Below are 17599 nucleotides of genomic sequence, written 5' to 3'. Positions count from 1 at the left end.
CCGCTCAGGCACCCCGGCCCCGCGGCTACGGCTCTTCCCGCCAGCCGTCCCACTCGCCCGCGAACTCGTCCAACTCCCCGGCGTCCAGCCGTCCCTCGGCATCCCGCAGGACCACCAGCCACTGCGCGTCCTCGGCATCGTCCTCACCGGCCAGGGCATCCCGTACGAGCCGCGGCTCCTCGTCGTTTATCCCGAACCGCTCCCCGAGCGCCTCCAACGCCTCCTCAGCGGCATCGCGATCCGGCAGCACCAGCACATGTCTCACATCGCTCACGCGGACATTTTCCGGTACGGCCGAGCAGCTCAGCTCTTGGGGACGACCTGTACGTCCAAGGCGATCTGGATGCTGGGCCCGACCACGGCGATGCCACGGGCGAGCATCGTCTGCCAGCTCACCGTGAAGTCGTCGCGCCGGAGCTCTGTGGTGGCTCGGCACGCCGCCCGGACCTCGCCCTCCATGCCGTTGCCGATCCCGAGGTACTCGGTGTCGAGCGTGACCGTACGCGTCACGCCGTGCAGCGACAGCGCCCCGGTGACCGCCCAGCGGTTACCGCCCTTGTGCACAAAGCGGTCACTGTAGAACTCCAGCGTGGGGAAACGGTCGACGTCGAGGAAGTCCGCCGATCGCAGATGGTCGTCGCGCATCTTCACATTGGTGTCGATGGAGGAGGCGTCGATCACCACGTGCATCGCCGTGTGCTCCACCGGATCGGCGACACGTATCACCCCGGCGAAGGTGTTGAACCGGCCGTGAACCCGCGCCAGCCCGATGTGCCGTGCGGTGAACCCGATCGAGGAATGCGTCGGCTCGATCTCCCAGTCCCCCGGCTCGGGCAGCTGGGGAGGCTGGGCGATGCGAAGCGCCATGTCGCCGAGCGAGGTCACCGAGTTCTCCCGCACCGTGGCGCTCTCCCGGATCGGCGTGAACCCCTCCGCCGACACCCCGAGCCGGTACTCCCCCGCGGGAACCGTCGCCATGAACGACCCGAAGGGATCCACGCCCCCGCCGACCACTCTGCGTCCCCTGACGTCGCTGACCGTGAACTCGGCATGCGACACCGGCTGGTTGACCGGATCCAGCACCCGGCAGCTGAGCATCCCGGCACCTGTCGGCATCGGCAGGGCAGCGCGGAGGCCCGTACCCGTTCCTTGCACTCGGTTCTTACGGCTTCCCAGCCACCGGCCGACCATCTACGACACACCTCGCGCAATATGAAATAAGACAGGTTTGTTGGCGATGCATTCGACCACTGGTGCGGCTTTCGAGGCAAGACTCGACCACATCACGGGAATCCAGCAAGTGTGCTGGTTATTGGCACGATCAGTCCGAGTTGGCCGTTCCGCTTGTGTTTCTTCCTTCAGGAATCCGCTCCCCCCAGCGTCGGAACGCGCTCCAGCACGATTCCGAATCGCTCCCGGTACGTCTCCAACACCTCCTCGTCCGTGGCCAGATCCGATACCTCCTTCGTCCCGTCGGCGGCCGTGATCGTGAGCTTCCGTCCGCTGAGCGTGATTCGGCCACCGTCGTCGGTGAGCCGCGAACAGACGAGGGATCGCGTGAAGTGCGACACCGGCGAGGTGCTGTGCCACCAGGCACCGCTCACACAGTCCTCGAGCACCCGTGGCCGCAGCTCCAGCCGGTACTGAGGTGTGCCGTCCCGCAGGACGTCCAGGTCCGGGGCCAGGTCCAGGTCCCTGGAGCCCGCGGAGCGCACGGCACCTCCTCGCACTCCGGCCGGATCCGCCCCGGCCTCCACCAGCTGGAACGTGCCGCCCGGATCCACCTGCTCGCCCCGCTCCCCGAAGGCCAGCGGATAGTGGCTGTTCGCCCCGAATCCGACGTCGACCAGCCAGTCACCCCCGTCCGACGTCCGCACCCGCAGCGCGAGATGGTCGAAGGGAATGCCCAGCCGCCCCTCCTCCCCGTACACCCGTGCCGCGAGGAGCGTCACCTCGAAGCCCAGTTCCGCGAGCAGCGCCCCGAACGCCCCGTTCAGCTCGTAACAGAAGCCGCCCCGCCGGGCCCCCACCAGCTTGTCCAAGAGCCGTTTCTCCTCCAGCACGATCTCCTCTCCCAGATGGATCGACAGATTCTCGAACGGCACGGCCAGCAGATGCCGCAGTTGCAGCTCCTGGAGAGCGTCAGCGGTGGGCAGTGCGGGACGGTCAGCCCCCATCCGCCGGAGATAGGCGTCTGCCTGTACGGATTCCATGGCTCCAGTTTCGCGGACGTCGAGCTTCGGGATCTGGCCGCCCGGTGTCCGGGAGTCGGTCTCCGAGAGCCGGTCGCCGGCCTCCAGCCTCCGGGAGCCGGTCCCCGGGACCTGGCCTTCCGGCCTCCGGTCTCCGGCCCTCGGCTCCTGGCTCCCTGCTCCCTGCTCCCTGCTCGTGGCTCCTGGCTCCTGGCTCCTGGCTCCTGGCTCCTGGACGTCAGGCTCCAGGAGCTTCAGGCTCCCGCCACCCACAGGCGGTCCCCCCTCTCCGGCGACGGCTATCGCCCCGTGCTCGTCCGTGCTCAGTACCGTGGCGCCCCCGGCACGCAGTGCCGCCACCGTGCTCGGGGCCGGGTGCCCGTACGGGTTGTCCGCGCCGGCTGAGATGAGTGCGAGGCGTGGCGCTGCTCGGCGTATGAGCTCGGGGTCCTGGTAGGCCGAGCCGTGATGGGCGACCTTGAGCACGTCCACGCCACCCAGGGTGGCTCCGGCCGGGGATCTCAACAGGGCCTGCTGGGCGGGCGGTTCGAGGTCGCCGAGCAGGAGCAGGGTCAGCCCGGCCGACCGTACGAACATGGCGACGCTCGAGTCGTTCGGGCCCTCGGGAGTCGGGGCCGGGCGGGGCGGCGGCCACAGCACCCGCCAGTCGAGCGCGCCCGTACGCCGCCGCTCTCCCGCTACTGCACGGGTCACCGGGATACGCCGGGCCGCCGCCTGCCGGTGCACGAACTCCGCCTGGTCCAGCGGCTCTTCGAAGTCCGTCGTCTCGATCGCGCCCACCGAACGGCCGCGCAGCACGCCCGCCAGCCCCGCGACATGGTCCGCGTGGAAGTGGGTGAGCACGACGAGGGGGATTCGGGTGATGCCGAGCGTGCGCAGGCAGCGGTCGACGAGCACCGGATCGGGTCCCGCGTCGACCACCACACCGGCGCCGTCTCCTGCCGCGAGCACCGTCGCATCGCCCTGTCCCACGTCGCACATCGCGAACCGCCAGCCGGGTGGCGGCCACCCCGTGATCACCCGTGTGAGGGGCGCCGGCTGCACCAGCACCAGCAGGAGCAGCAGACCGCAGGCAGCGCTCAGCCAGGGGTGCCACAAGAGCCTCCGGCCGACGAGTACGAGCACCACCGTTACGCAGGCGAGCAGCAGCGCGCCTGCCCAACTGTCCGGCCAGTCCACGCCCGCGCCGGGCACGGCGGCTCCGGTGCGGGCGATGTCCGCGATCCAGCCCGCGGGCCAACTCGCGCACCACGCCAGCGCCTTGGCGACCGGCATCGCCCACAAGGCCGTGGCCAGCGTCATGAAGCCCAGCACCGTGGCGGGCGCGACCGCGAACTCCGCGAGGAGATTGCACGGCACCGCCACCAGGCTCACCCGAGCCGAGAGGACCACGACAACGGGCGCGCACACGGCCTGCGCCGCGCCCGCCGCGGCCAGCGCCTCGGCGAGCCGCGGCGGGACCCGCCGCCTCTGGAGCGCGGCGCTCCACCTCGGGGCCAGGGTGAGCAGAGCACCGGTCGCGAGTACGGAGAGCAGGAAGCCATAACTCCTGGACAGCCAGGGGTCGTACAGCACCAGGAGCAGGACCGCCGTGGCCAGCGCCGGAATCAGCGACCTGCGGCGGCCGGTGGCGATGGCCAGCAGCGCGATCGATCCGCAGGCCGCGGCCCGCAGCACACTCGGGTCCGGCCGGCACACGATGACGAAGCCGAGTGAGAGCGCGCCACCGAGTACGGCGGTCGCCCGCAGCGGGATGCCGAGTCTGGGGGCGAGGCCTCGGCGTTCGGCGCGCTGTGCAAGGCCCGGTGGTCCGATGAGCAGGGCGAGCAGGATCGTGAAGTTGGCGCCGCTGACGGCCAGCAGGTGAGTGAGATCAGTCGCTTTGAACGCCTCGTCCAGCTCCGGCGGGATCCGCGAGGTGTCCCCCACCACCAGTCCCGGCAGCAACGCCCGCGCATCCGGCTCCAGCCCCTCGGTCGCCGCACGCAACCCGGCCCGCAACTCCCCCGCGAACCGCTGCGCCCCCGACGGCTCCCCCACCACCCACGGCGGCCCACTCCCCTGCACCCGCAACACCGCCGCGACCCGACCACCGTCCCCCAACTCGGGCACAACCCGCGCCGCCACGCGCACCTTCGTGGAGGGCAGAAGGGAGAGCCAGGGCGAGCGTTGCGCCTTCGCAGAATCCGGCCCCGCCATGGCTCCGTCGCCGGAGTCCGACCCCACCGTCACGATCACCAGGACCGGTGTCCGTGTCGCCGTCACCGTTCCGTCCGGCTGCTCAATGCGGCGGACCTCGGCGTTGAGCAGTACGGAGGTCGGGGCGGCGTGGGCTCCCCTGATCCGAGGTCGGGTGAGCCGGGGGTCCGAGGTGACCTCCACGTCGGCGGTCACCTCGGTGTACTGGCGTGCCAACTCCGGGACGGGGCCACGGCGCAGGTCCGCCCCGTGCAGCCCACCGGAGGCAGCCGCTGCCGCCACGCAGAGCAGCACGGCGGCTACGGAGGCCTTCGGCCAGGTACGCCACAGGAGGCGGCGGCGCGCGCGATGGGCCTCCGGAGCGGCGCGGTTACGGTCCTGCTCGGCGCGGTTGCGTACCGGCTCACTGTGACTGCGCTCCGGCTCGGCCTGGCTGCGGTCCGACTCGTCGTGACCGCGCTCCGGCTCGGCGCGGTTGCCGTCCGGCTCATTGCGGTTGCGGCCCGGCTGGACGCGGCGGCGGCCCGAGTTGCCTCGGCCCCCGTCCGGGTCGCCCCTTCCGCGGTCCGATTCACCTCTCCAGCGGCCTGGTTCACCGTGGCTGCCGTGCGGCTCGGCGTACCTGCGTTCCGAATCGATGCGGTTCCAGTCCCGCTCGCTCATGCCGCCGTCCGAGCCACCGCTCCCGCGGCCTAGTTCACCGTGGCTGCGTTCCGGCCCGGCATGCCTGCGGCCCGACCCCCTGTGGCTACGGTCCAGTTCGCTGCGCACGCGGTCCACCTCGCTACGGTCGCGGTGCGACACGACGCGCTCACGATTTCGGCCGGTGACCAGCAACCCTCCCGCCACGACCAGGCAGACGGCCACCACCCCGACGGTCCAGCCCGGTGACGCGCCCAGCGTCAGTGCCGCCGTAACCCACGCCGCCAGTGCGGGAGGCACCAACCGCAGGTCGGTCGGCCCCTCTTGGCGAGGACGCGAGGAACCAAGCGGGTTCCCAGAGGCAGCGTGCACGGCCGGGCGGTCGCGCCCGCCAGAGTTGGGCGCACCGGGGCCAGCCTCAGCAGAGCCGGGCACACCAGCGCTGGGCGCCCCGGGGCCGCGAACGGCGGGGCCAACCACAGCGGAGCTGAGCGGATGAACCTCCGGCCCATTCATGGCCGTACGAGATTCTGCAAATCAGCGAAACGACGATCACCGATTCCGTTCACTTCCCGGAGTTCGTCGACCGAGCGGAAACCGCCGTGCTGCGTGCGGTAGTCGATGATGTGCTGGGCCAACACGGGGCCGACGCCCGGCAAGGTGTCAAGCTGCTCCAGTGTGGCCGTGTTGAGGGCGACCGGAGCGGCCGGAGCGGCGGCGGCTCCTCCGGGACCGACAGCGCCCGCGGCACCAGCGGAGCCACCGGCACCGGCGCCGCCTGTGCCTCCGGTCGCGCCCGCTGCCATCCCGCCGGGCGGCGCCCCGACCACCACCTGCTCGCCGTCCACAAGGAGCCGAGCGCGGTTCAGCCCCACCGTGTCCGCGCCCGGCCGCACTCCTCCGGCAGCCCGCAGCGCGTCCGCGACCCGGGAGCCGGCCGGCAGCCGGTGGATACCCGGTTCGCGCACCTTGCCGATGACGTCCACCACGACCGCCGGGCCTGGCGCACCGACGGGATCCCGCGCGGCTGTTGAGGATCCGGGTGCCACCGCCGCTTCCTCGTACGGAGCCGTGGGTGCCGCCCGTACCACCTCCGGTGGACGCACCGGCTGGGTACGGCCCGACCAGAAGTGCTGAGCGGCGAAGACAGCGGCCACCACCAGCAACACCGAGAGCGCGATCACACTCTTCCGCTCCAGGCCGCACCTCGACTGGAGCCACAGCGGCATCCGCTCCCGCACGGCAAGCCCAACCCGCTCCCGCCACACGGCTTCAGACCTGGCCGCGGCTTCCACCCCGGCCTCGTTGCCGACCGTCTCGGCGCCGCCTGCCCCCACCGCGTCGCCGCCAACTGCCCGTTCGCGAGGGGGCACACGCGTCCTCGGGCCGGCGTCGGGCGGCCAATGCCCCAACCCCCGCCGTTCTCCTGCCCTTTCGGCGAAGATCGCCTCCGCGCGCAGGCGGAGGGCCTCCGCCGAGGCCTGATGTCGGCGTGCCCTGCCGCGGTAAGGGCGGCGGCGGTGCCGGACGCGGCCGTCGGAAACGGGGCCGCGGCCCGGGCCACTGGTAGCGGTCGTTGTCCGTGAAGGTGATCGAAGTGCCATGCGACGAGAATCGAGCACACCGGCACTCTCGCGATGATCTTGCTCAATTCCCGTGGATTACCACCCAGTTGTGGATAACTCCGTCACCCACACGAGGAGCCTGACGGGCGTCCGACAGGGCTCCCGACAGGGCTCCCGACACAGCCTCCGACAGAGCACCCGTCGGGCCACCCACGCACGCAGCACACGACTTCCCCACATAACCCACACACTTTGCGAGATACATCACAGTGGGATACCTCACCAAGCCCCGTGAAAGCTCACCGAGGCGAGACCACAGCCCCCAGCAACCCCGGCCCCGTATGCGCCCCGATGGCCGCCCCGACCTCGCTCACATGCAGATCTGCCAGGCCCGGCACCCGGGCCCGGAGCCGCTCCGCGAGCGCCGACGCCCGTTCGTGCGCGGCGAGATGGTGAACCGCGATGTCGACCTGTGCACTTCCGGCCCGGTCGGCCGCGATCTCCTCGAGGCGGGCGATCGCCTTCGATGCGGTGCGCACCTTCTCCAGTAGTTCGATCCGGCCGCCGTTGAGCTCCAGCAGCGGTTTCACGGCCAGTGCGGAGCCGAACAGGGCCTGTGCCGCCCCGATCCGGCCGCCCCGGCGCAGATAGTCGAGCGTGTCGACGTAGAAGTACGCGGACGTGCCGGCGGCCCGCTTCTCCGCCGCAGTCACCGCCTCGTCGATCGTGCCGCCCGCCTCCGCGGACTCAGCCGCGGCCAGGGCGCAGAAGCCGAGAGCCATGGCGACCATGCCCGTGTCCACGACCCGTACGGGCACCGAGGCTTCGCGCGAGGCGAGGACCGCCGCGTCGTACGTACCCGAGAGCTCGGCGGACAGGTGCAGCGAGACGATGCCGGTGGCGCCCGACTCGGCCACCTTGCGGTAGGTCTCGGCGAAGACCGCGGGGCTGGGCCGGGACGTGGTGACGGGGCGTCGCTTCTGGAGTGCCTGGGCCAGTGAGCGGGCCGAGATCTCGGTGCCCTCTTCGAGTGCCTGGTCGCCGAGAACCACGGTCAGGGGCACCGCTGTGATGCCGTGGCGCTCCATCGTCCGCGGCGGCAGGTAGGCCGTTGAATCGGTGACGATAGCGACATGGCGGGACATGAGCTGGAGATTACCCGCAGGAACGCCTGGGCGGCAGCCCGGCAGATCGCGCCTGGCGCTGCCGATTCGGCCGGATCCCGTCGCGTTCCCGGATCAAGTCGTGCTCTCCGGGCGGGGCTTCTTCTCCCAGGGGTACGTGGGCCGCGCTGCCGGCGGTGCGATGGCGGGCTGGGTGGGCGTGCGCTCCTTCTCGGCGCTGGGCTCCTTCGCGGCGGTGGGCGTGGGCTCCTCCTCGGCGCTACGCGACGGAGCCGTGTCCGGCCAGGTCTGCTGGTCGCCCGGGGCGGCCGGCGCCTCCGGCCACGGGGGCGGCGGCTGAGAGGGCGCCGGCTCCTTGGTCCAGTGCCGCAGCGCGCCCGCCTCCATGTCGATCTGCTGGCTCAGTGAGTCCAGGTCATCGCCCGCGAACCGCCGGGCCCGGTCACGCGCCGCCCACCGCAGGGCGTCGGCCGACTTCGTGATCTGCTCCGTACGCTCCCGCAGTTGAGGCAGCTGCTCGACGAGGCGGGCTCTGTTCGGCTCGCGCTCCAGTCGCTTCATGTCGGCGTCCAGTTCATGGCCGTGCGCGCTGAGTCGCTGGAAGAGGGCCAGGGACTCCTTCAGCGACTCGTCCTCGGCCACGCCCGCGTGCAGCGCGTCCTGGGTCGCGCGCATCGATGTGCGCAAGGAGAGCCGCAGTTGGGCCAACTCACCGAACGCTCCAGGCTGCGCGAGGGTCTTCGCCTTGAGCGTGGAGTCCTCGACCGTACGGCGGGCCTGCGCGACGGTGCGGTCCACTCCGCGCTTGGCGGCGCCGACCACCTTGACCGTCGCATACGCCCCGAGGACCACGAACAACACGAAGATCAGCGCCACGATTACTGCCACGGCTTCCACGACGTCGTTCCTCTCGGGACCTGCTTCTCGGTCTGCTCGGTCTACTAGATCTGCTCGGTCTTCGCGGTCTACTAGATCTGCTCGGTCCTGTTCCAGTGCCCGCCGGCTCTTCCACGGTAAACGGAAAAGGCAGGCCGGAGGTTCCAGCGGAACCCCCAACCTGCCCGTAGGGGACTACCCCGACGCCTGTTACGCGGGAACGATGTTCACCAGCTTCGGCGCCCGCACGATCACCTTGCGGATCCCCGCGCCATCCAGCGCCGCCACGACCTTGTCGTCACCCAGCGCCGCCTTCTCCAGCTCCACGTCGGAGATCGACGGGGACACCTCCAGGCGCGCCTTGACCTTGCCCTTGACCTGCACGACACAGGTCACGGTCTCGTCCACGACATACGCCGGGTCGGCGACGGGGAAGTCCTGGTGCACGACCGAGTCGGTGTGCCCCAGCTTGCGCCACAGCTCCTCGGCAATGTGCGGGGCCAGCGGCGCGACCAGCAGCACCAGGGGCTCGGCGACGGACCGCGACACCGGGCCTCCCGCCTTGGTCAGATGGTTGTTCAGCTCGGTGACCTTGGCGATGGCAGTGTTGAAGCGCAGGCCCTCCAGGTCCTGGCGTACGCCGTCGATGGCCTTGTGCAGGGCACGCAGCGTGTCCTCGTCGGGCTCCGCGTCCACCACCGTCACATCACCGCTCGCCTCGTCCACGACGTTGCGCCACAGCCGCTGCAGCAGCCGGAACTGACCCACCACCGCGCGCGTGTCCCACGGCCGCGACACATCCAGGGGGCCCATCGCCATCTCGTACAGGCGCAGCGTGTCCGCCCCGTACTCGTCGCAGATCTCGTCCGGAGTGACCGCGTTCTTCAGGGACTTGCCCATCTTGCCCAGCAGCTTGGTGACCTTTTCGCCCTGGTAGTAGAACGCACCGTCGCGCTCCTCCACCTCGGCGGCGGGCACCGCGATGCCTCGGCTGTCGCGGTAGACGAAGGCCTGGATCATGCCCTGGTTGTACAGCTTGTGGAACGGCTCGGCCGACGAGACGTGCCCCAGGTCGTACAGGACCTTGGACCAGAAACGCGCGTACAGCAGGTGCAGCACGGCGTGTTCCTGGCCGCCCACGTACAGGTCGACGCCGCCATGCGGCATGCCCTCGCGCGGGCCCATCCAGTAGCGCTCGTTCTCCGGGTCGACCAGCTTCTCGGAGTTGTGCGGGTCCAGGTAACGCAGCTCGTACCAGCAGGAACCGGCCCAGTTCGGCATGGTGTTGGTCTCACGGCGGTACGTGCGCGGGCCGCGGCCGTCGCCCAGGTCCAGGGTGACGTTCACCCAGTCCTCGTTGCGGGACAGCGGGGTCTCCGGCACGGTGTTCGCGTCGTCCGGGTCGAAGGTGCGCGGCGAGTAGTCCTCGACCTCCGGCAGCTCCAGGGGCAGCATCGACTCGGGCAGCGGGTGGGCGATGCCTTCCTCGTCGTAGACGATCGGGAAGGGCTCGCCCCAGTAGCGCTGGCGGCTGAACAGCCAGTCACGCAGCCGGAAGTTGACAGTGCCCTCGCCGATGCCCTCGCGCTCCAGCCACTCGGTGATACGGGCCTTGGCCTCGGCGACACCCAGGCCGTCCAGGGAGATGTCGGCACCGGAGGAGTTGACGATCTTCGCGTCGTACGACACGAAGGCGTCGTCCCAGGTCGAGGCGTCGGTGCCCCGGTCATCTGTCGGTTCGACGACGCAGCGGATCGGCAGCTCGAAGGCGCGCGCGAAGGCGAAGTCCCGTGTGTCGTGCGCCGGGACGGCCATGATCGCGCCGGTGCCGTAGCCCATCAGTACGTAGTCGGCGATGAAGACGGGCACCTGTTCGCCGCTGACGGGGTTGGTGGCGTACGAGCCGGTGAAGACGCCAGTCTTGTCCTTGGCCTCGGCCTGCCGCTCGACATCCGACTTCGAGGCGGCCTGCGCGCGGTAGGCGGCGACGGCTTCGGCGGGGGTCGCGTGGCCGCCGGTCCACACCTCGTGCGTGCCCTCGGGCCACTCCTGGGGTGTGAACTTCTCCACCAGCGGGTGCTCGGGCGCCAGCACCATGTAGGTCGCGCCGAACAGGGTGTCCTGGCGGGTGGTGAAGATCGTGATGTTCTCGCCGTCGATCGGGAAGTCGACGCGGGCACCTTCGGAGCGGCCGATCCAGTTGCGCTGCTGCAGCTTGATGGCCTCGGGCCAGTCCAGCTGCTCCAGGTCGTCCAGCAGCCGGTCGGCGTACGCGGTGATGCGCATGTTCCACTGGCGCAGCTTGGCCTTGAACACGGGGAAGTTGCCGCGCTCGGAGCGGCCGTCCGCGGTCACCTCCTCGTTCGCCAGTACGGTGCCCAGGCCTGGGCACCAGTTGACGGGCGCGTCGGAGGCGTATGCCAGCCGGAACCCACTCAGGACGTCGGCGCGCTCGGCGGCCGTCAGCTCATTCCAGGAACGCCCACCGGGTACCGCCCGCTCCCCGCTCTCGAACCGGGCGACCAGCTCCGAGATCGGGCGGGCCTTCTTCGCCTCGTCGTCGTACCAGGAGTTGAAGATCTGCAGGAAGATCCACTGGGTCCACTTGTAGTAGTCCGGGTCGATCGTCGCGAACGAGCGGCGGTTGTCGTGGCCCAGGCCCAGCCGGCGCAGCTGCACCTGCATGTTCTTCATGTTGGCTTCGGTGGACACGCGCGGGTGTGTGCCGGTCTGCACGGCGTACTGCTCGGCGGGCAGGCCGAAGGCGTCGAAGCCCAGGGTGTGCAGGACGTTGTGGCCGCTCATGCGCTGATAGCGGGCGTACACATCGGTGGCGATGTATCCCAGCGGGTGGCCGACGTGCAGGCCCGCACCGGAGGGGTACGGGAACATGTCCATGATGAACTTCTTGGGCCTGGCCACCAGGGCGGGGTCAGCGGCCAGATCGCCGGTGGGGTTGGGCGCCGCGTAAGTGGCGTTCGCCTCCCAGAAGTCCTGCCAGCGTGCCTCGATCTCGTTGGCCATGGCGGCCGTGTAGCGGTGCGGCGCCACCACCTCGGAGGCAGCGGCGGGGTTCGTCTCGCTCATGATCCTCAAAGCTCCATCGATCGTCTCTGCCAGCGGCGGGAAATGAAAAAGCCCCTCGCACAGGAGGGGACGCCGCGCTGATTCCGGCCACGGAATCGTCGGTGGCCGGGACTGGTCAGCGCGGCTCGCTAAGCAGAAGGCGTACGGCACGCATGGCGTCAGGGTACCGCAGCCGTCGAGTGGGCCGCGACGGAGATTTCAGGGGCACATGACACGGCGTGCCACACTCTTGTTGCGGCACCAAAAGCTGAACAAAGGTCAAGGGTTACTCCGCGTAAGGCAATCTAAGGGACATCACAGCCCCCTAAGGACCCTTAGATAACGGCGCAATAACTCAAACCTCGTACCCCTCGGTATGTACTCGGCCTAGAGTGCGGCAGCGGGACCGCTTCCCCGAACTGTTTGGGAGACACCCCCCATGAACACTCGACGCAGTAACAGCCCGGTTCCCCGACCGGGCTGCTCAACCCGCGGTGGATTCACCGCGGGTGCGTTGTCGCTCATATCCTTCGTCGCGATGTTGGGAGGTATGTCGTGATCTCAGACAGCCAACCCTTGGCGGCGGACTGCCCCGGGTGCGAGTTGAACAGCACGATGGATGACGCGTTCGCGGAGTTCCTCAACTTCGGTACAGGCGTCCTGTCCCTCGTCTGCCTCAGCGCCTCGGTGATCTGGGGACTCGTCGCCCAGGACAGGATCTTCCTGGACGCCCGCCAGCGGATGCTGGCGCAGGCGGTGCACCGGATCACCGCGGTCTCCGCGGTCGTGTTCATGCTGGTGCACATCGGGACCAAGCTCGCGCTGAGCCACACCTCGTGGATCGCCGCGATCATCCCCTTCGGACTCGTCGGCTCGAACGACGAGATGCTGGGCCGGGCCATCTTCATCGGCCTGGGCACCCTGGCCAGCCTGATGATGATCTTCGTGGCCATCACCGGCATCCTGCGCAATCGCTTCGCGACCTCGGCACCCGTCGCCTCCCGCTGGCGCATGATGCACAGCCTGGCCTACCCGGCCTGGTGCTTCGCGCTGATCCACGGCCTGTTCACCGGCCGCGAGGCGAAGCCGGTCTTCGTGATCCTGTACTGCCTGAGCCTGGCGGCGGTCGGCGCGGCGCTGGCCCTGCGGGCCTCTCCACCGCCGTTCAGGCGCAGGGTCGCCCAGCGCCTCCGGGAAGTGATCGGCAACAACAACGGCACGCTACGCGCGGAGCCCCCCGGGCGCCGTACCGCCGCCCAGTCCCGGCTGCAGGGCGCCGGTTCCCGTCCGGGCTTCCCGGAGGGGAAGGTCCCGCGGCAGCGGACGGGTTCCCCGTCTGGCGCCTCGCTGTACGACACCGGCCAGCGCGCCGCCCTCACAGACACCGGGGCAGGCTCGCTGTACGACACCGGTCAGCGCGCCGCGCTCACGGACACCGGCTCCAACCCGCTCACCGACACCGGCGGCTTCTCCGCCGCCTACCGGGCCGTGTCCAACACCGGCAGCATCCCGCGCATCCAGGCACCCATCGCCCAGCCCGACCCGACCCAGCGCATGCAGGGCCTCCCGACGGACATGCAGCCCACCGAGGTGCTCCCGCCCGTCGACGACAACGCCCCCCGCTGGCCGGCCCCGTCCCCGCAGCTGTACGAGGCCCCGCCGCCCCCCTCCGAGGCGCCCGCCCCGTACAACAGCCCGCTCTACGACACGGGCAACATGCCCTACGTGACTCCCGACACCCCCTCGCCGTACGGATCCAATGATTTCTACGACACCGGTGAGTCGAACGACCCCCTTGGCACGTACAACACGAATGACACGTACGACAGCGGTCCCGCCACTGAAACGCTGCCCGGTGCGTTTGACGCACCCAGCTCCGGCGAACCCTGGAACGCGCCTTCCGGAGGCTCTTGGTGAACGCCGCTCTGCCTGATGTCCCCGAGGTCCGTGTGGTCGGACTTCCCCAGCTCACCTCGGGTTTCGACCTGGTCGAAAGACTCGACCTGGACATGCACCTCAAGGTGCACGGTCCGCTCGAGCCGATGGGCGGAGAACAGCTCGCGCAACTCGCCGAGCGGATATCCCTGAAGGGCCGCGGCGGCGCGGGCTTCCCCTTCCACAAGAAGCTGCGTTCGGTCGCCGAGTCGGCGATCAAGCGCGGTGTGAGGCCCGTGGTCGTCGTCAACGGCAGTGAGGACGAGCCGGCCTGCCGCAAGGACACGGTGCTGATCAACCGTGCTCCGCACCTCATCCTCGACGGCGCCCTGCTGGTCGCGGAGGCACTCGGTGCCCGCACCCTCGTGGTCGGTGTCACCCGGGAGTCCACCCAGCGCTCCATGGAGTCCGCGCTCGCCGAGCGGGGCCTGAACAACCGGCGCGGCTCGGTCCTCCGGGCCCGTGTACAGCGCAACCCGGTACGGATGGTGACCGGCGCCGCCGCCTCGCTGATCCGCTCCATCGACGGCGGTCCCGCGATCCCGCCGGGCCGCAAGGTCAGCGCCTCACAGACCGGCGTCGGCGGTGCTCCCACGCTGCTGTCCAACGCCGAGACGTTCGCCCAGCTGGCGATCGCCGCCCGCATCGGCTCCGAGCGCTACGGCAACACCGGCCTGTACGACGAGCCCGGCACCGTCATGGTCACCGTCTCCGGCGCCGTCGCCCGCCCCATGGTGATCGAGATGCCGACCGGTGTGCCGCTGCGGTACGTCCTCCAGCTCGCCGGCGCCCCACCGGTCCCGCAGGGCGTGCTGACCGGCGGCTACCACGGCAAGTGGATCGACGCGGCCACGGTCAACGAGGCGATCGTCTCGCGTGACTCCCTTGCGGCGGTGGGCGGTTCACTCGGCGCGGGCGCGATCCTCCCGATCAGCCAGGAGACCTGTCCGCTGGGCGAGTCGCTGCGCGTCGCGCAGTGGCTGGCCGAAGAAAGCGCGGGCCAGTGCGGTCCCTGCTATCTCGGTCTGCCCGCCGCGGCCCGCGGCATGGAGGACATCCTCAACGGCGGCGGCCCCGCCGCCCTGGAAGCGGTCAAGCAGGTCGCCCACGCCGTGAAGCGACGCGGTGCGTGCTCGCACCCGGACGGCTCCGCGATGTTCCTCGAGTCGACCCTCAAGGCGTTCACCGACGACCTGGCCGCGCACGTCCTCGGCAACGGCTGCGGCAGGCCCGTGGAGGGCGTACTGCCGCTCTTCGAGGCCGGCGGAGTTCCCACCGGTATCCCGGGCGGACAGGGGCAGTTGGAGTCCGGCCCCAGCCGCCAGAAGATCCACGTCGACTGGACGCTGTGCCGAGGGCACGGCCTGTGCGCCGACATCCTCCCGGAGGTCTTCGAACTGGGCGCCGACGGGTTCCCGACCGTCGCCCAGGCCCAGGTGCCGCGCTACGCCGAGCAGAAGGCCATGCGCGCCGTACGCCGCTGCCCGGCACTCGCGCTGCGCATCGAGGAGGACAACTCCGGCGGCCCGGCCCGCAACAACCTGCCCGTCCTGTCGCAGCGCGGCCAAGGACGCGGTCGCCGCGCGCTCGGCAGCGGCCGCTGACCGCGACGTAACAACGCAGGAGGCAGCACATACAGAAGGCGGGCCATCCGATCGGATGGCCCGCCTTCTGTATGACTCTTCATCTGCTGTGGAGCTAAGGAGATTTGAACTCCTGACCCCCTGCATGCCATGCAGGTGCTCTACCAACTGAGCTATAGCCCCTTGTGTGTCCCCCGGTTGACCCGGCGGCGACGCCAACATTACACGGTCATCCCGGTGCACCACCAAATCGTTTACGGGTGCCCCGAGTCAGGACGTGGCGAACGAATAGAACCGTTTGAGCGTGCAGTGCTCGTCGAGGAGCCGGCCGTAGATCGGCTCCCCCTCCAGCTCGCGGTACGTCTCGATCGGGTCGCCTTTTATGATCAGCGCCCGTGCGCATTCCTCGCACCAGTACTGGTAGTCGTGGTTGAGCGGTTCCATGTCGCGGACGATGGGCGTACCGCTGCCGCACCAATCGCACTTCCGCCTGTGTGCACCCATCGCTCAGCTCCAAATGTGGCCGCAGGCCGTGCACACGTAGGAGATCCCGCCGTTGTCGCCGAGAACTTGGGCGACGTGGGCCGATCCGCAGGAAGGGCAGTCGAGGCGGGTGATCCGGTCGCGTGTCACCTCAGCATCGGGGTGGTCGTCGACCTCCCCGAGGATGCTCGCAGGCATCGCCAACTCCCTCCCGTCGGGCCGCGCCCCCTTCCGGCCGTTTGATTCTGCCACGGCCGGACCAATACGGTCAGCGACGCCTGCGTACCAGTCCGGACACGGAGGCCGCGATACCCGTCACGGCCAGCGCGAACGTACAACGAGGGGCGCCTCCCAAGAGGTATACGCCTCCCGGGCCCAAGTGACTCAAGCGATTCAAGAAGAGTGTGCCGATCGGCACGAAAAATCCCGCTCCCCCTGTGGGGAACGGGATCTTCACGCCGTAGCGCCTGTGTTCTGTGTGGAGCTAAGGAGATTTGAACTCCTGACCCCCTGCATGCCATGCAGGTGCTCTACCAACTGAGCTATAGCCCCTCGCGTTCACCCGCCCGGCGGGCTGAACAAGAGGAACTTTAGCTTGTGGCCTGCCGGAAAGTGAAATCCGGGTCCACGCGTCCGCGGGCACGGGCCTACGGGCCCCTGGAGCCGAGGCCCACCGCCGCGGGCCTCCGCGTCGGTCACTGTCTGACGGGGTCAGTCGTCGTCTCCCAGGACCGGCTCCGGCAGCGTGCCCGCGTTGTGTTCCAGCAGGCGCCAGCCGCGGGCGCCCTCGCCGAGGACGGACCAGCAGCAGTTGGAGAGGCCGCCGAGGCTTTCCCAGTGGTGGGAGTCGAGGCCGAGGAGGCGGCCGATGGTGGTGCGGATGGTGCCGCCGTGGCTGACCACCACGAGCGTGCCCTCGTCGGGGAGCTTCTCGGCGTGCCGGAGCACTACGGGGGCGGCGCGGTCGGCGACCTCGGTCTCCAGTTCGCCACCGCCACGGCGGACCGGCTGACCGCGCTTCCACGCCGCGTACTCGTCGCCGTAGCGCGCGATTATCTCCTCGTGCGTCAGGCCCTGCCAGACGCCCGCGTACGTCTCGCGCAGGCCCTCGTCGTGGGTGACGTCGAGGGTGGTGAGGGCGGCCAGCTCGGCCGCCGTGTCGGCGGCGCGCTTCAGGTCCGAGGCGACGATCGCGTCCGGCTTGAGCGAGGCGAGCAGCCGGGCGGCGCGGCGCGCCTGCTCGAGGCCGGCCTCGGTGAGCTCGACGTCGGTCGTGCCCTGGAAGCGGCGCTCCACGTTCCACGAGGTCTGTCCGTGGCGCCACAGGATGACGCGGCGGCCCCGGCCGGCCTTGCCGGACTCGGACAGCGGCCTGCCGTCCGCCGCCCCCGTTCCCGCGCTCAACGCAGCTCACCGCCCAGTCCGGCGTCCTCGGCTTCCTGGAGCTTGGCGTGCTCGGCGGCCTTGCCGCGGGTGGCCTTGGCGTCGGCGGGCAGCTCGAGTTCCGGGCAGTCCTTCCAGAGCCGCTCCAGGGCGTAGAAGACGCGCTCCTCGCTGTGCTGGACGTGCACCACGATGTCGACGTAGTCGAGCAGCACCCAGCGGGCCTCGCGGTCGCCTTCGCGGCGGACCGGCTTGGCGTCGAGTTCCTTGTTCAGCCGCTCCTCGATCTCGTCGACGATCGACTTGACCTGGCGGTCGTTGGGAGCGGAGGCCAGCAGGAAGGCGTCCGTGATCGACAGCACGTCGCTGACGTCGTACGCGATGATGTCGTGCGCGAGCTTGTCGGCGGCCGCCTGCGCGGCGGTGGTGATGAGCTCGAGAGAGCGGTCAGTGGCGGTCACTACCAAGGCTTTCCGTCGGCGGTCAGTTGTCCCCAAGGGGTTACCCCAAGGGTCTCACGGACCGCCGAC

Annotated in this window: 13 protein-coding genes and 2 tRNA genes; 2 read left to right on the top strand and 13 right to left on the bottom strand. The window is 69.9% G+C overall.

Annotation, left to right across the window (positions count from 1 at the left end):
• Positions 1–25 precede the first annotated feature (25 nt).
• The 7 genes from ACQEVY_RS31490 to leuS all read right to left on the bottom strand — a co-directional run bounded on the left by ACQEVY_RS31490 (position 26) and on the right by leuS (position 11706).
• A complete protein-coding gene (locus ACQEVY_RS31490) occupies positions 26–274 on the bottom strand; it encodes a hypothetical protein (protein WP_432952748.1) in 249 nt (82 codons plus the stop codon).
• Positions 275–303: 29 nt separating this feature from the next.
• Entirely contained in the window at positions 304–1191 is an 888-nt protein-coding gene (locus ACQEVY_RS31485) for a YceI family protein (RefSeq protein ID WP_432952747.1), read from the bottom strand.
• 167 nt (positions 1192–1358) lie between these two features.
• Complete coding sequence (locus tag ACQEVY_RS31480) at positions 1359–5426, bottom strand: ComEC/Rec2 family competence protein (RefSeq protein ID WP_432952746.1); 4068 nt, start codon at positions 5424–5426, stop codon at positions 1359–1361.
• A 140-nt stretch (positions 5427–5566) separates the two neighbouring features.
• The gene (locus ACQEVY_RS31475; RefSeq protein WP_432952745.1) at positions 5567–6658 is read right to left on the bottom strand and encodes a helix-hairpin-helix domain-containing protein; all 1092 of its coding nucleotides are present in this window, start codon (positions 6656–6658) and stop codon (positions 5567–5569) included.
• A gap of 260 nt (positions 6659–6918) precedes the next feature.
• Positions 6919–7764 carry a DegV family protein gene (locus ACQEVY_RS31470; RefSeq protein WP_432952744.1) on the bottom strand — a complete coding sequence of 282 codons (846 nt, stop codon included), beginning with the start codon at positions 7762–7764 and terminating at the stop codon, positions 6919–6921.
• Positions 7765–7857: 93 nt separating this feature from the next.
• Entirely contained in the window at positions 7858–8640 is a 783-nt protein-coding gene (locus tag ACQEVY_RS31465) for a hypothetical protein (protein ID WP_432952743.1), read from the bottom strand.
• Between the two features lie 189 nt (positions 8641–8829).
• Positions 8830–11706, bottom strand: coding sequence for a leucine--tRNA ligase (gene leuS / locus ACQEVY_RS31460; protein ID WP_432952742.1), 2877 nt, complete (start codon positions 11704–11706; stop codon positions 8830–8832).
• A gap of 594 nt (positions 11707–12300) precedes the next feature.
• Between leuS and ACQEVY_RS31455 the strand changes: the two genes are divergently transcribed.
• Entirely contained in the window at positions 12301–13602 is a 1302-nt protein-coding gene (locus ACQEVY_RS31455; protein WP_432952741.1) for a ferric reductase-like transmembrane domain-containing protein, read from the top strand.
• Positions 13599–15224: an NADH-ubiquinone oxidoreductase-F iron-sulfur binding region domain-containing protein gene (locus ACQEVY_RS31450; protein WP_432952740.1), complete on the top strand. Its 1626-nt coding sequence runs from the start codon at positions 13599–13601 to the stop codon at positions 15222–15224. Before ACQEVY_RS31455 ends, ACQEVY_RS31450 begins: the two co-directional genes overlap by 4 nt.
• A gap of 89 nt (positions 15225–15313) precedes the next feature.
• Here ACQEVY_RS31450 and ACQEVY_RS31445 read toward each other — a convergent pair.
• The 6 genes from ACQEVY_RS31445 to rsfS all read right to left on the bottom strand — a co-directional run bounded on the left by ACQEVY_RS31445 (position 15314) and on the right by rsfS (position 17530).
• A tRNA-Ala gene (locus ACQEVY_RS31445) sits at positions 15314–15386 on the bottom strand.
• An 87-nt stretch (positions 15387–15473) separates the two neighbouring features.
• Complete coding sequence (locus tag ACQEVY_RS31440; RefSeq protein WP_328771636.1) at positions 15474–15707, bottom strand: hypothetical protein; 234 nt, start codon at positions 15705–15707, stop codon at positions 15474–15476.
• Between the two features lie 3 nt (positions 15708–15710).
• Positions 15711–15884 (bottom strand): hypothetical protein, encoded by a 174-nt coding sequence (locus ACQEVY_RS31435; RefSeq protein ID WP_328771635.1) that lies wholly within the window; start codon positions 15882–15884, stop codon positions 15711–15713.
• A 281-nt stretch (positions 15885–16165) separates the two neighbouring features.
• Positions 16166–16238 (bottom strand) — tRNA-Ala (locus ACQEVY_RS31430).
• Positions 16239–16397: 159 nt separating this feature from the next.
• A complete protein-coding gene (locus ACQEVY_RS31425; protein ID WP_328771634.1) occupies positions 16398–17090 on the bottom strand; it encodes a histidine phosphatase family protein in 693 nt (230 codons plus the stop codon).
• Entirely contained in the window at positions 17087–17530 is a 444-nt protein-coding gene (gene rsfS / locus ACQEVY_RS31420; protein ID WP_432952739.1) for a ribosome silencing factor, read from the bottom strand. The genes ACQEVY_RS31425 and rsfS overlap by 4 nt, the downstream gene beginning before the upstream one ends.
• Positions 17531–17599 lie beyond the last annotated feature (69 nt).

Origin of the sequence: Streptomyces sp. CA-288835 (assembly GCF_050936385.1) — a bacterium.
GTDB lineage: Bacteria > Actinomycetota > Actinomycetes > Streptomycetales > Streptomycetaceae > Streptomyces.
The sequence above is the reverse complement of the archived record's forward strand: the minus strand, read 5'-3'. Positions and strand labels throughout refer to the sequence as shown.

Coding starts and splice junctions, on each gene's coding strand:
- ACQEVY_RS31455 (WP_432952741.1), top strand. CDS start 12,301: ATGGATGACGCGTTCGCGGAGTTCCTCAACTTCGGTACAGGCGTCCTG.
- ACQEVY_RS31485 (WP_432952747.1), bottom strand. CDS start 1,191: ATGGTCGGCCGGTGGCTGGGAAGCCGTAAGAACCGAGTGCAAGGAACG.
- ACQEVY_RS31435 (WP_328771635.1), bottom strand. CDS start 15,884: ATGCCTGCGAGCATCCTCGGGGAGGTCGACGACCACCCCGATGCTGAG.
- leuS (WP_432952742.1), bottom strand. CDS start 11,706: ATGAGCGAGACGAACCCCGCCGCTGCCTCCGAGGTGGTGGCGCCGCAC.
- ACQEVY_RS31475 (WP_432952745.1), bottom strand. CDS start 6,658: ATGGCACTTCGATCACCTTCACGGACAACGACCGCTACCAGTGGCCCG.
- ACQEVY_RS31440 (WP_328771636.1), bottom strand. CDS start 15,707: ATGGGTGCACACAGGCGGAAGTGCGATTGGTGCGGCAGCGGTACGCCC.
- ACQEVY_RS31470 (WP_432952744.1), bottom strand. CDS start 7,764: ATGTCCCGCCATGTCGCTATCGTCACCGATTCAACGGCCTACCTGCCG.